The organism is Catenovulum adriaticum, from assembly GCF_026725475.1.
In the GTDB taxonomy this organism is placed as follows: domain Bacteria; phylum Pseudomonadota; class Gammaproteobacteria; order Enterobacterales; family Alteromonadaceae; genus Catenovulum; species Catenovulum adriaticum.
Genome location: NZ_CP109965.1, coordinates 685,231 through 699,085, shown reverse-complemented (window position 1 = coordinate 699,085; position 13,855 = coordinate 685,231). Strand labels below are relative to the sequence as shown.

Sequence of the window (13,855 nt, the reverse complement as noted above, 5' to 3'; positions counted from 1 at the left end):
GTCATCAGAAAAAGCCTAGCCATGTTGCTTCGCTATTTTTAAAAATTCGTCAAAATGGTCAACAAACAATTCAACCAGCAAAGGTTCAAAGTGACTGCCTTTTTGCGCCACTATATAAGCTAAGGCTTCTTCAATTGGCCAAGCATCTTTATATTTTCGTTTATGAATAAGCGCGTCAAACACATCGGCTAGCGCAACTATACGTGCAAATATATGAATATCTTTACCGATTAAACCTTGCGGATAACCTGAACCATCCCATTTTTCATGATGTTGCAATGCAATCACATCTGCCGCTTTGATATATTTACGTTTAGACATGCGTAAAATATCATGTGCTTTGGTGGTATGGGTTTTCATAATTTCGAGTTCAGCAGGGGTCAATTTACCCGGCTTGTGTAATATTTCAGGTGGAATCGCAATTTTACCAATATCATGCATCGGGGCGGCATGTAATATGGTGTCACAATCATCTGCGGTTAAACTGGGATAATAACTTGCTAGCAAACTTGAGTATTCTGAAACACGCTGGATGTGGCTACCAGTCTCATCAGAGGTTGCTTCCATCAATTCCATCAATACGTAAATCATTTCTTTTTGACTGTCTTCTAATTCAGTCACGTATCGCTTTTCTTTGTGGATTAAATTGGTTTGTAATTGGCAATTTAGCTGATTTAATGTTTGTCTGGCGGTGTATAGCTCTAAATGATTTTTAACTCGGGCGATCAGTTCTTCAGAGTGGAATGGCTTGGTTATATAATCTACCGCACCCAGCTGAAAGCCCTTTGAAATTGAATCTATATCGACTTTGGCGGTTAAAAATATAATGGGTATATTGTGTGTTTTAGGGTTGTCTTTGAGTTGTCGGCAAACTTGATAACCATCGATAACCGGCATCATAATATCCAGTAAAATCAAATCAAATTCGTGTTGCTGGCACATATCGAGTGCCTGTTGGCCATTTAGAGCAAAGGTAAATTGATAGGCTTGCTCTTTTAGCATATTCATCGCAACTTGAATATTATCTGCGACATCGTCCACAATTAAAATGTGATACTGATTCATTTATCTACGTCTTCCCTACAGATATTTGTTATCGTTTTTATATATTACTAAAACAGTTATCAGTTAGTCAGCGCGGCTGACTGTACGATCCTTGTACATTTATACGCTATTTTACATTGCGACACAATCCACAAATTTTAGATATATTTCCATTTAACTCTTGTTGTGAGTTGACATAAAATTTCATAGGCGATGGTTTCAGCTGATTCGGCTACCTTTTCTATCGGTAAACCTGCCCCCCATAAAACCGCTTTATCCCCTATGTTATCCTGGCTATCACAGCCTAAATCAACGGTGATCATATCCATAGAAACCCGGCCAACCAAAGGCACTATTCGGCCATTAATTAACACAGGTGTGCCATTTTTAGCATGTCTTGGGTAACCATCTCCATAACCAATCGCCACCACACCCAGTATCGTTTTGCTCGGCGTAACCCAAGTTCCGCCATATCCCACTGGTGTATTCGCATCCACTTTTTTAACTGAAATAAGTTGGCTAGATAAGGTCATCACAGGTTTTAAATTACGCTCAAGTCCGGTTTCGCCCTCAATAGGAGAAACCCCATAAAGCATAATGCCCGGCCGCACCCAATTTTGTTTGGCACGGTCAAGCACCATAGTCGCAGCGGAGTTAGCAATTGAATGCGAAAATGAGTAAGCACTACTTGCCTGTTTAAAGGCCATTAACTGGGTTTGGTTATATTTGTTATTTAATTCATCCGCGCAAGCCAAATGCGTCATTAAAACTAAGTCAGGATGAACACAAGCACAAGCTTGTAAACGTGAAACAAATTCATCCACTTGAGAAACATGAATACCTAAACGCGACATGCCAGTGTCAATTTTAAGCCACACTTTTATCGGAATACCAATTTCAAGTTCAGTAGCGGCTTGCTCTAGTTCAGCTAATTGCTTTTCATTATGGATAACAGTTTGAAAATGATTAACCGCAATACTGGCAATATCTTTCGCTTCAAAAAAACCTTCTAACAAGACAATGGTTTTATTAATGCCAGCGGCTCTTAAATTAAAAGCTTCTTCAATTCTGGCAACCCCAAATGCATCGGCTTTATTTAATGCTTGTGCCACTTCAATTAACCCATGTCCGTAGCCGTTCGCTTTACAAACCGCCATCACCTGACTCTCGGGCGCCATTTGTTTTACTTGTGCTAAATTGTGTTGCAGCGCGGATAAACTAACTTGAGCAAGTGCTGTTTTCATAACAGAAATAATTCCACCAACAAAGATCTAAGCTCAGGGTAAGAAAACACAATATCAAACCAGAGCGAGAAAAAGCTAAATATTTTCACACAAACTCACTAGTCAAACCAGTTATATATCTTTAAACTGCGACTTTATTGTTAATAGGTTTGCTGAGGTTAAAGCATAAAAATGAAGTATAAACGGAATTTAATTAAGTTTACTTGCCCCTCAATATTTAAGTACGGCCTGTTGACCTTAGCATTCCTCAACTTGGTAAGTTGCTCAAGTATTAACCAGCAACAATCAGCTAAAATTGAAACCTTAACCCAACGCATTACAGAGTTAGAGACTCAATATAAACAAGATCAGCAAACCATTGCTAACTTTAAGCAAAAAGAAGCTGATTTAGATTTATTAATTGATGTTATTAGTCAGCAAAATTCACTCACTGGCTTTAAAACGGTTAACGATAATCAAGCTCAAATTATTAAAATTAAGCAACCCAAACCGCTTGCACAAATGCCCGCTGTAAAAAAAGTAACGCCCGAACATAATCAAACAACGATTACTAATACAACAGCCAAAACAATCTCTGCGACACCCCCCGCTTTTGCCGTGCAAATTGCATCGCTCACCTCAAAACAGCAAAGCCAACAAGCTTGGAATAATTTTAAACTTAAATTTCCTGATTTAAGCCAAACCGTTACCCCTATTTTAGAAAGTGTCAACAAAGATAATATTAATTTTATTCGGCTAAAAATTGGTCCTTATTCTAAAGCTAAAGCATTAAAAACCTGCACTTTTTTAAAGCAAAACCAGCAAAACTGCCTACTGAAAAAATACACAGGTGAACAGTTTTAAATTGACAAAATGAGACTTAAATCACAAAATACTAAAGTCCGACCAGTTTTGGTCGATAAACAAATAGACTAAGTGGCGAATTTAGCAACGGAAGGCGCGCTCAAATACTCTTCTGGCTATACTCAGACCTTTAGTTTCAATCATTTATAGAATTTATAAGTTGTATCATTTTTAGGAGAACAAAATGAAATTAAAACTATTAAGCTTAGGTTTAGCTGGTTTATTTGTAGCAAATGGGGCAATGGCTGTTACAGAAACGTTTGACGCTACCGTTACTGTTCAAAATGCACTAACAATAACAGAGGATGCGTCTCTAAACTTTGGTACTATTCGCGCACAACTAGCAACAGACATCTCTGGTGGTGCAGAATCAGAAGTTGCATCTTTAATTATTGCAGCTGATGGTAGCGGTGTAACAGCAGAAGAAGGTGATACTTCAGTGATCCAAAGTTTAGAAGATGGTGAACCCGGAGCTTTTAGTGTCGGGGGAGCTGCTAATTATGCTCTACTAACAGTCACTGTAACAGCTGACTCCACCGGTATTACAACAGGCGCCCCCGGAACTCCTGTATTTACCATGTCTGATTTTGCTGGATATGTCACAACTGGTGCTAACCCAAACACTGATTTTGCATCCGGTTCTCAAGTTCGTGCAAGCGCAGACGGCTCTTTGTCTTTTAATCTTGGCGCAACAATTACTGTTGATACAAGCCTAGATACTACTAACGATAATGCCTCGTATGATGACGGTACATACACTGGTAGTTATACTGTAGCAGTTGACTACTAAATTTAGCTCAGAAGTCAAAAACAAAGTCGTTCTTTGTTTTTGACTTAAATCATATGAAAATTTTTATATTCTCAATTTTTTTGCTTCCTGTTGTTTGCCTTGCTCAACTTGATATGATTCAGCCCTTAACCTTTGGCACTATAGTTGTGGGAAAAAACGATGGAGTTAGTTATATTGAGGTATCCCCTTTAGGCACAATGAAAGCATATAATCATATATGGATAATAAAATCAGGACAAAATGCTGAATTTTTAGTGTCTAACTTACCACCATATAAAGAAGTTAATATACAAGTTGATACGTTAACCACAACGACAAGTACCCAAATCAATGATACAGAACAATTCTTAGTAGATACCGTAACTATTTTGCCCTCGCCCATAACTACCGATAGTACTGGGAAAGCTAAAATTTATATTGGTGCGGTGCTCAAAACAACCGGCAATAACAAAATATATTTAAATACCGAATATACAGCTAATTTTAGAATTACATTGAATTATTAATTAAGGATAGAATTTTGAGTTTGTTTAAAAAACAAAGATTTTTAGTTTTATTGCTTTGCTTTATGAGTGAAATAACCCAAGCACAACTTTTAATTTCTCCGACCAGAGTTGTTTTAGATGAAAGGCAACGCTCAGCAAAAGTAACTTTAATTAACCCAACTAACCAGACTAGGACTTATCGTATAGAGTGGGAAGAAAAAATAGCAAAAAGCATAGGAGGATATAAAACTTTAGAAAAAAATGGATTCGCTAATTCTGACATTAAGCTCGCCAGCCCTATGTTAAGAGTTAGTCCAAGACAAGTAACACTTCAACCAAATGAAAAGCAATCCGTAAGACTAATGTTTCGCAGACCAAAAAGCTTAACGGATTCAGAATATAGATCACACTTAGCATTCAAGCCGCTCCCAATTCAGAAAAAAACTAACAATTCAGAAAATTCTGGAGTAAAAATAGAAATTGAGACGCTACTGGCTTTCACTATTCCAGTCATCGCACGCCAAGGTAGCGTTGACGCAAGTGTTGATATAAACAAAATTCAAGTTATAAAAAACCAGCAAAATACTTCAGCACAAGTAGAACTTACTATAGATAAAGCCGGCAAATATAGCACTACAGGCAATATGCTGGTTTATTGGAAGCCAACATCGGGCGCTGCCGAACAAGTTGTGGCTCAGGTACATGGTTACAATATTTACCCAGATCAAAGCCAATACCAACTCAGCTTAGATTGGCCGGATTTTAATGCAAAACAAGGCAGCTTAAGAGTTGAATATATAGGTAAAAAAGAATTTAACGGCCAAGTATTTATTAATAAAACCTTTGATTTGGCGTCAAATCTAATTATTAAATGACGCACCCAAAGCCTGTTTTAAAGCTCAGCTTAATAAGCAGCTTGTTTGTGTTTGCAGCAGGCTGTTTTTTTGATCTTGCGGCGCAAGAACCCCCAGCTACCACGGCTCAAACACAAGCTCAAATCGAGCAGGTACAAATTAACAATTCAGGTATTCCGACCGGTGAGCCTTTACTGCTGTTAATTAAACTAGGCAATTTACAATTAGCGGATGTATTTGCGATAAAAAGTGAAAAAGGCGCTTTAATTGGCCTACAAAATTTAGCAGATGTACTGGATTTTGCGATTGAAGTTTCACTGAATAACAAAACGGCTTCGGGTTGGTACATTAACGAAGCGCAAACATTTTCACTTAACCTAAATTTATTAAATCAACAAATTCAAAGTGGCGATAATTTATACACAATTTCAGCTGATAATTATCAAATTGACGATGATATTTACATTGAACTCGCTGAACTGGAAAAGTGGTTTAAACTAGAGCTGGATATTGACTACCGTAATTTGGAACTCGATATCTCATCAGCACAAACCTTACCGATAGAACAAAGACTGGCACGTAAAAATAAATTAACTCGCTCCAGCCACCGCGTGCCCTCTGAAGCCAGTTTACCTTGGCGGGAAACAAGCTATCAATTATTTTCGTCTCCTGTGTTAGATGCGCAAATTTTTTATTCAAATCGCAGTACTGGCAATACCAGCACCACTGCCTCAGTGGTGGGTGCGCATGATTTGGCTTATTTATCTAGCCGTTATTTTATTAGAGCCAACGAACAAACTAACCGTTCTGCCAATATTAGCGATGTGCGGCTCAATTTATTTGAAGAGTCCACCGACAAAAATTTACTTGGCCCATTGCAAGCCAGCCGGTACGAATTTGGCGATGTGCAACCCATTAATATTGGCTATAACAGCATTACTTCCGTTAGCCGAGGCATTAATTTTAGTAACCGCCCTTTGTTTCGTGAAATTAATAACGAAACCACCAGCTTTTCGGGTGATATTCAACCCGGTTGGGATGTTGAGCTTTACCGCAATAAAATTTTACTAGAATCGAGTTTAAGTAATGACAATGGTCGCTACGAATTTAATAATGTTGAATTACTATATGGCGATAACCAGTTTGAACTCATTTTTTATGGCCCTCAAGGCCAAGTGAAAACCGAATCTAAGCAAATTATTGTGAATCAAAACCCGGTTGAAGATAATCAATTTGTTTATCAGTTATCGTTAACGCAACAAGGCCGGCAACTATTTGATGAAGTGCTAGATAAAAATTATCGGGATGGCGGCTGGTTGCTCTCTGGCCGTTACGATTATGGCTTTAGCGATTGGGCATCGTTTTATGTCGGCCACGGTTTGTATTTAGGGGCTGATGATAATATTGATGTTAATAACACTACAGATAATCAATATGCGATTGGCGGCCAGTTTAATTTATTTGATCGGGCTATATTAAGTACCAGCTTTGATGGCAGTGAAAACGGAGACCGTAATTTACGCTCCGCTTTACGTACTAAATTTGGCGATCAAGCGGTTACCCTAAATTATCAATCTCGTCATGTCTCTGAGGGCTCAAATAATCAAGTATTCTCTGCAAGTGTGGGCGGCAATCTTTATTCGTACGACAGGGTTCATTTACGCCACCAAAATAACTTATCAATAAACGATTCAGGCAATACGCAAACTCAAAGGTTTAATAACTCGTTAGCGCTTTATACGCCTTGGCTTAATTTAAATAATCAAATTAGCTGGCAACACAACGCTAATTCAGAGTTTGAGACAGATACTAGTTATGGTCAGCTTCAATTGCAAAAACGCTTTTATCGTTTATCAACCCGTTTTAGTGCTTTGTATTCACTTAAACCCGTTAACGAAATAACCGCTTATCGTGCTGAGTTTTCATATCCGCTGAGTAATACATTTTCTGCCGAGTTGGATTTATATCAACTCAACACAACTGATTACCAGTCGGTTCAAACTAATTTAACTTGGAGCCAAGATAACTTTCGTTTATCCAGTTATTTTGATTATGACAGTGAAGATAAATGGCGTTTAGGTTTATCCTCTAACTTTAGTTTTGGCTACCACGCGCAAGAAAATATTTATTTTTTAAATAAAATATCACTCACTAGAGGCGGCTCTGTTTTAGTACGTGTGTTTGAAGATGAAAATTTAAATGGCCAATATGACATAGGTGAAAAACCGCTTGAAGGTGTTAAAGTCGCGGCTTTACAAGGTGGCCGTCGCAGCAATACCAATGAGCTAGGCTTGGCTTTATTACGCTCGCTAAGCTCGGGTCGAACAACAGATATAACAATAGATAAATCAACCTTACCCGATCCATTTTCAATCCCCAGCCATAAAGGTATTTCAATTACCCCAAGAGATGGTTATGTTGATATGCTAGATGTGCCTATTGTCATGTCGAGCGAAATAGAAGGCACTGTATTTATGGCTAGCAGCGACCAGCCAGCCACTTATGTACCAATTCAATTATTAAATAAAGAAAATGAAGTTATCGCCAGCACAGACAGTGAATTTGATGGGTATTATTTATTTGTTGATATTCCACCTGGCGAATATCAGATTAAAGTGGCTGATCATTATCTTAAACAAAAACAACTTAAGCCTCATCAAGCACAATTAATTGAATTTTCTGGTGAAGGAAAAATTGTTAATGGCATGGATATCCATTTAGAAAAATATCAAGCTAAAACGATATATGCTGTAATAGGACCAAGCTTTGATTCTTTGCCTATTTTAAATCTATACTGGCAACAGCTCAAACTTAAAGCAAGTGAACTGATTGATGCAACATACAAACTGAACTCTACTACGAGTCGTTATACGTTAGTTTTTGCTCAATTAAACAATCAACAAGCCAGCTTGAATTATTGCAAAAAAATTAGCTCGATTTTATCAATTGATTGTAGTGTCAGTGAGCTTGAATTACTTGAATAGTGGTAATATTTACAACACAATTTCAAACTAAAGTTATATTCTCTCCGTATCACCTAATATTAGTAGCTGAATTTAAGATAGCTTAAACGTTAAACGGAAATAAAATTTATGAAAAAAACGCTAACCGCCACCAGCTTATTGCTGATTTTTAGCTGTTTTAGCACTCAGGCTAAACAGGCCCCCTCACCTAAACGTCAGTTTAGCGCACCTCAAGGTTTTACCTATGGGGTTGGTGTAGCGGTCAAACGTGAAATTTATAAAGGCTACAAACAACGAGTTGTACCCCTGCCATTGTTTGGTTATCAGGGGGATAAATTAAGTGTTTATGGGCCTTTTATTAGTTATAAATTGTATCAACATAACCAAGTTAAAGTATCCGCATTAGTTGCCCCTCGATTTGAAGGCTTCGATGAATCAGACAGTGATTATTTTGAAGGAATGGAAGAACGTAAGTTTTCAATGGATGCTGGTTTAGGGGTTGATTACAAACCTAAAGGCTGGCATTTATCTGCTAAGCTCAGAGCCGATGTATTATCACGCTCAAACGGTTATGAGGCTAACTTTAAAGTGGCTAAATCATACCGTTATGGGCCTATTAGTTTTGGCCCAGACATAGGGTTAACTTATTTAGATAGCCACAATGTAGATTATTATTATGGTGTTAGAGCAAGTGAAGCAACGGCTGACAGAGCGTTTTATCAAGGTCAATCAGCGCTTAATAAAAGTGTTGGCTTTTCAGCCTCTAGTCCTATGTATGGCGGTTTTGTCCGCGCGGGAATCAACCACACTTGGTATGACGATGCCATTACTGATAGCCCGCTAACGGAGCGAGATGCTAGCTTAAGCTTTATGTTGACCTACTCTAGATTTTTTAATTAATCTAAACTTTTAACCTCAATTTTAATTTCACTTTCAAGTTCATCTTAAATAAATTAAAAAGCCGGAGCCTTAACATTCAAGACTCCGGCTAGATAGATACCTCAAGCACAGTTTTTTTATATCTAAACAATTTTAACTTTAAATAGCCTAAACTCAGGTTATTTAAGTAAAGTATAGAACAAATTAAAAAATTTGCGCTCACAAAAACAAAAAACCGCTTGGCGTAAACCAAACGGTTTTTTAGCTGGTATTTAACTATAAAAACTAACCCTAAATTAGGGCTGAGCTAAATTATAGTTTATCAGCGTTTTCTGAAAGGTAAGAAGCAACACCAGATGTGCTTGCGTCCATACCTTTATCACCTTCTTGCCAGCCAGCAGGACAAACTTCACCATGCTCTTCGTGGAAGTTTAATGCATCAATTGTACGTAGCATTTCGTCGATGTTACGACCTAATGGTAAATCGTTAACTACTTGGTGACGAACAACACCGTCAGCGTCAATTAAGAAAGAACCACGGAAAGCAACACCAGCTTCTGGGTGCTCAACATCGTATGCTTGACATACTTCGTGCTTAACGTCAGCAACTAAAGGATATTGAACTTGACCAATACCACCGTCGTTTACTGCTGTGTTACGCCATGCGTTATGAGTGAATTGTGAATCGATAGAAACACCAATTACTTCAACACCACGCTTTTGGAACTCAGCAAAACGCTTATCAAAAGCGATTAATTCTGAAGGACATACAAAAGTAAAATCTAATGGATAGAAGAAAATAACGGCTTTTTTGCCTTTGATTTTTTCGCTTAATTTGAAATCTTCAACAATTTCACCATTACCTAAAACGGCAGCGGCTGTGAAATCCGGAGCGGGACGACCTACTAATACTGACATTATAATTCTCCATACGTATTTTTGTGGAAATAAATTGATTGGTTTGCTACTTGCAAACAACCAATATGTGAAAAGATTATATGGGCGGATTATTAAAAACCAAGGATTTAAAAGCGAATTTTTAATTTTTTCGATCATCTACAAAAGTTTTTGCTTAAAACGACGCATTAAATGACAAAATTGTCATAAATTTAAAAAACACTGTTGCTAATACGAACGTTTCTCATTTATAATGAGATTACTAACTAAGAGAGGTAATTATGTACGTTTGTTTATGTAACGGCATTACAGATAAAGCGATTAAAAAAGCAGTTGAAAACGGCTGTGATAGCTTGGCTGATCTTAGAAAACAAATGGATGTTGCTGACCAATGTGGTAAATGCCGTAAGCATGCGGTTGAAGTTATCCAACAATCAAAAATTTTAGCGGACAAAGAAAACGGCTTATTGATCGCAGCATTTGCTTAAATTTATTTCCCCTTCTGTTAATTTAAGCACTATTACCCTATACCAATTTATTCCTATACCCACTTAAATTTTTATTCCTAAAGTTCGACCATCAACAACTCACTCAACTCAATTTTAACTCACTCATCTTTAGCTCATATTGTTTTTGCTAAGCTGTAAATAATCACGACTCGACCGGCATTGGCTATGTATTATCGCTCACTTAACTAAACTTAGTTAACAAGGCTAAATTACTCATCCAAACCGTAAAATAGTCCCTAACGAGCCGTGAGGTTATTTGTAGGTATAACTTAAGCTACCTGCTGGATTAACATTAACTCCGGAAACTCTTATGAATAAATTAGCAGTCACCTTATTTACAGCTCTAATATTAGCAGGATGCAATACCAGCAAACACATACCCGATACAGACAATACTGATAATTTAAATAATGGTAATACCACTCCTGAAACAGCTTCCTCTAAACCCAATATTTTATTAATTATTAGCGACGATCAAGGTTTAGATGCCTCCGCGCAGTATAACTACAGCTTAGATTTACCCAATACACCCACGTTAGATTCAATCGCACAAAATGGAATCATTTTTGACAATATGTGGACAACGCCCGCTTGTGCAACCAGCCGCGCACAAATTTTAACAGGTAAGCACGGTATTCATACCGGCGTAAATTCGGTGCCTGCGAGCTTATCTTTAACTGAACAAAGCATTCAGTCTTATCTTAAAAGCCAAGCTGCCACACAAGATTACCAAACTGGCTTTTTTGGAAAGTGGCATTTAAGTCCAGCCGATGAAGCAGCTCGCCCCAACCAATTTGGCGTAGATTACTACGCAGGCTCGCTGACAAATTTAAGTAGCTATACTGATTGGACATTAACCGTTAATGGCGAGCAAACACAGCAAACTCAATACCATACCCAAAAAATTACAGACTTAGCCATTAATTGGATTAAACAGCAACCTGCAGATACCCCCTTGGTTTAGCTGGCTTACTTATGCAGCGCCACATGCACCATTTCATCTACCGCCTGCTGAGTTACATAGCCGAAACGATTTGAGCGGAACCCAAGCCGACATAAATAATAATCCACGCGATTATTATTTAGCGTCAATTGAAGCTATGGATCATGAAATTGCACGTTTACTTAACTCACTCCCCGAACAAACACGCAAAAATACGAGCATTATTTATATGTCAGATAATGGAACGCCCAAGCGAATCATTGAGCCGGAAACGGGGTTATTTAGTAAAACACAATCTAAAGGCACTTTATATCAAGGCGGTATTAATGTGCCTTTTATCATTAGCGGTGATCTTATTACCCGCAAAGGCGAATACGAAAGCGCTTTATTATCCGGTGCTGATTTATTTTCAACCATAGCTGAAATGGCAGGTATTGAGCTGCATTCAATTAACGACAGTCATAGTTTTTACGATTTATTGTTTGATTCTAGCGCAGCAGCCGAGCGCAACATTGTTTTTAGCAATTATCAAAGCACTACAGGTATGAGCTATGCCATTCGTGAACCGCATTATAAGCTAATTAAGTATTCCGATAACGACATGGAGTTTTATCAACTTATTGATGATTTGGTGGAAACGGATAATTTACTCAGTAACCCTACCCTAACTAGCGAAGGGCAAACTGCATTTGCTCAGTTAAAAAACCAGCTTGATGTGTTAGTCTGTCATGAAAACTCAGCAATCGACATTACCTATGCGACTTTTAACAATCGTAGCGCTAATTGTGCATCTTACGTCAATACTTACATGTCAGATGTATACGACATAAATGAAATGATTGCTTACCAAGGTGCTTTTACAATTAGCTTAACGGACGATAAATGCTTATTTAATACAAATGCCATCCCAAACCATGATTTTAATGATGGTGCCAGACGCTTTCCTAATCAAGTATCACCACAAAATGATCAGTTTGAAGTAACCACTAATCCAACACTGGCCGATGAAACGACGGCATTATCTTTAGTCACTGATAACGCGCTATTACTGAACGGAATAAAAGTCGATTTACTCGCAGCAGCTTGCTATGGTGTTGGTGACGGAAAAATTGGCTGTAACGATATGTCAACACCGTGGCGATATGATCCGATACATGAAGCGAATAACTTTAATGTTGATTCTCACAACGCTCATACACAACCTGACGGTACTTACCATTACCATGGTACCCCAAACGCCATGTATGAAACAAATGCAAATAGCAGCTCTGCGGTAATTGGCTTTGCAGCTGATGGCTTCCCAATATTTGGACCTTTTATTGATGATAAAGGCATCATTCGTAAAGCTGTTTCAAGTTATCAGTTAAAATGAGGTGAACGTCCTTCTGGTGAAGCAGAATCTGGCGGCATATATGATGGTACATTTAGAGATGATTATGAGTACGTGCCAGGGGCTGGCGACTTGGATGAATGTAACGGCGTGACTTACAATGGAGTTTACGGATATTATATTACCGAAAGCTACCCTTACATTTTAAACTGCTTTAAAGGGACACCCGATCCATCATTTAATAAAAGATAGAGTTTAGGAGCTAGGAACTAAGATCTTGGAGCTAGGATCTAAATCCAAAATATTAAGCATAATAGATAAAAATGAAGAATAGAAAACAAGAGAGATAAAATAAGATTTGGAGCGGCTAACGAGACTCGAACTCGTGACCCCGACCTTGGCAAGGTCGTGCTCTACCAGCTGAGCTACAGCCGCATAGTAGATAAGTATTACATTTTATTGCAGCATTCCATCAAAAAGGAATGGTGCCCGGGGCCGGACTTGAACCGGCACACTCTATGAGCGAGGGATTTTAAATCCCTTGTGTCTACCAATTCCACCACCCGGGCGACACAATACAGATAGCTAAAAAGCTTAAAATTTGGAGCGGCTAACGAGACTCGAACTCGTGACCCCGACCTTGGCAAGGTCGTGCTCTACCAACTGAGCTACAGCCGCAACATTTGTTTGCTCCATTCACGCTCTGTTAAACGAGAATGGTGCCCGGGGCCGGACTTGAACCGGCACACTCTATGAGCGAGGGATTTTAAATCCCTTGTGTCTACCAATTCCACCACCCGGGCGACACAATTTTTGTTTTCAGTTTATGGAGGCGGGTCCCGGAGTCGAACCGAGGTAGACGGATTTGCAATCCGCTGCATGGCCACTCTGCCAACCCGCCGCATCAGCTAAACTATTGGAGCGGCTAACGAGACTCGAACTCGTGACCCCGACCTTGGCAAGGTCGTGCTCTACCAACTGAGCTACAGCCGCAACATTTATCCAGAACTACAAAGCAAAACTATCAAAGTTTATGTTTCACAGCATCCCTGAAAACGAGGCGCATTTTACAAA

General features: G+C 38.6%; 11 protein-coding genes, 6 tRNA genes and 1 pseudogene. 9 read left to right on the top strand and 9 right to left on the bottom strand.

Annotation, left to right across the window (positions count from 1 at the left end):
* Window positions 1–15: 15 nt before the first annotated feature.
* Together OLW01_RS03125 and alr are read right to left on the bottom strand one after the other, a co-directional pair.
* A complete protein-coding gene (locus OLW01_RS03125) occupies window positions 16–1,065 on the bottom strand; it encodes a response regulator (protein ID WP_268075163.1) in 1,050 nt (349 codons plus the stop codon).
* A gap of 137 nt (window positions 1,066–1,202) precedes the next feature.
* Window positions 1,203–2,288, bottom strand: a complete 1,086-nt coding sequence (gene alr, locus OLW01_RS03120) for an alanine racemase (protein ID WP_268075162.1) — start codon at window positions 2,286–2,288, stop codon at window positions 1,203–1,205.
* 252 nt (window positions 2,289–2,540) lie between these two features.
* Between alr and OLW01_RS03115 the strand changes: the two genes are divergently transcribed.
* The 6 genes from OLW01_RS03115 (at window position 2,541) to OLW01_RS03090 (ending at window position 9,123) form a co-directional block, all read left to right on the top strand.
* A complete protein-coding gene (locus OLW01_RS03115) occupies window positions 2,541–3,131 on the top strand; it encodes an SPOR domain-containing protein (RefSeq protein ID WP_268075161.1) in 591 nt (196 codons plus the stop codon).
* A 184-nt stretch (window positions 3,132–3,315) separates the two neighbouring features.
* Window positions 3,316–3,921 (top strand): DUF4402 domain-containing protein, encoded by a 606-nt coding sequence (locus tag OLW01_RS03110; RefSeq protein WP_268075160.1) that lies wholly within the window; start codon window positions 3,316–3,318, stop codon window positions 3,919–3,921.
* A 53-nt stretch (window positions 3,922–3,974) separates the two neighbouring features.
* Complete coding sequence (locus OLW01_RS03105; RefSeq protein WP_268075159.1) at window positions 3,975–4,427, top strand: DUF4402 domain-containing protein; 453 nt, start codon at window positions 3,975–3,977, stop codon at window positions 4,425–4,427.
* A gap of 62 nt (window positions 4,428–4,489) precedes the next feature.
* Window positions 4,490–5,281 (top strand): fimbrial biogenesis chaperone, encoded by a 792-nt coding sequence (locus tag OLW01_RS03100; RefSeq protein ID WP_268075158.1) that lies wholly within the window; start codon window positions 4,490–4,492, stop codon window positions 5,279–5,281.
* 47 nt (window positions 5,282–5,328) lie between these two features.
* Entirely contained in the window at window positions 5,329–8,244 is a 2,916-nt protein-coding gene (locus OLW01_RS03095) for a carboxypeptidase-like regulatory domain-containing protein (RefSeq protein ID WP_268075157.1), read from the top strand.
* A 108-nt stretch (window positions 8,245–8,352) separates the two neighbouring features.
* Window positions 8,353–9,123: a MipA/OmpV family protein gene (locus OLW01_RS03090; protein WP_268075156.1), complete on the top strand. Its 771-nt coding sequence runs from the start codon at window positions 8,353–8,355 to the stop codon at window positions 9,121–9,123.
* A 291-nt stretch (window positions 9,124–9,414) separates the two neighbouring features.
* Here the strand turns inward: OLW01_RS03090 and OLW01_RS03085 are convergent, their stop codons facing one another.
* Window positions 9,415–10,020, bottom strand: a complete 606-nt coding sequence (locus OLW01_RS03085) for a peroxiredoxin (RefSeq protein WP_268075155.1) — start codon at window positions 10,018–10,020, stop codon at window positions 9,415–9,417.
* 260 nt (window positions 10,021–10,280) lie between these two features.
* On the opposite strand from OLW01_RS03085, the gene OLW01_RS03080 reads away from it, so the two are divergent.
* From OLW01_RS03080 to OLW01_RS03070, 3 genes and pseudogenes are all read left to right on the top strand, one after another.
* Window positions 10,281–10,487, top strand: a complete 207-nt coding sequence (locus OLW01_RS03080; RefSeq protein ID WP_268075154.1) for a bacterioferritin-associated ferredoxin — start codon at window positions 10,281–10,283, stop codon at window positions 10,485–10,487.
* A gap of 331 nt (window positions 10,488–10,818) precedes the next feature.
* Window positions 10,819–11,472, top strand: a complete 654-nt coding sequence (locus OLW01_RS03075) for a sulfatase-like hydrolase/transferase (protein WP_268075153.1) — start codon at window positions 10,819–10,821, stop codon at window positions 11,470–11,472.
* Window positions 11,432–13,033: pseudogene (locus tag OLW01_RS03070) on the top strand (YHYH protein). The gene OLW01_RS03075 and the pseudogene OLW01_RS03070 overlap by 41 nt, the downstream one beginning before the upstream one ends.
* A gap of 107 nt (window positions 13,034–13,140) precedes the next feature.
* On the opposite strand, the gene OLW01_RS03065 reads toward OLW01_RS03070, so the two are convergent.
* The 6 genes from OLW01_RS03065 to OLW01_RS03040 all read right to left on the bottom strand — a co-directional run bounded on the left by OLW01_RS03065 (window position 13,141) and on the right by OLW01_RS03040 (window position 13,774).
* Window positions 13,141–13,216 (bottom strand) — tRNA-Gly (locus tag OLW01_RS03065).
* 48 nt (window positions 13,217–13,264) lie between these two features.
* Window positions 13,265–13,350, bottom strand: a tRNA-Leu gene (locus tag OLW01_RS03060).
* Between the two features lie 33 nt (window positions 13,351–13,383).
* A tRNA-Gly gene (locus tag OLW01_RS03055) sits at window positions 13,384–13,459 on the bottom strand.
* A gap of 39 nt (window positions 13,460–13,498) precedes the next feature.
* Window positions 13,499–13,584: transfer RNA gene (locus tag OLW01_RS03050), tRNA-Leu, on the bottom strand.
* 24 nt (window positions 13,585–13,608) lie between these two features.
* Window positions 13,609–13,682 (bottom strand) — tRNA-Cys (locus OLW01_RS03045).
* Between the two features lie 16 nt (window positions 13,683–13,698).
* Window positions 13,699–13,774, bottom strand: a tRNA-Gly gene (locus OLW01_RS03040).
* Window positions 13,775–13,855 lie beyond the last annotated feature (81 nt).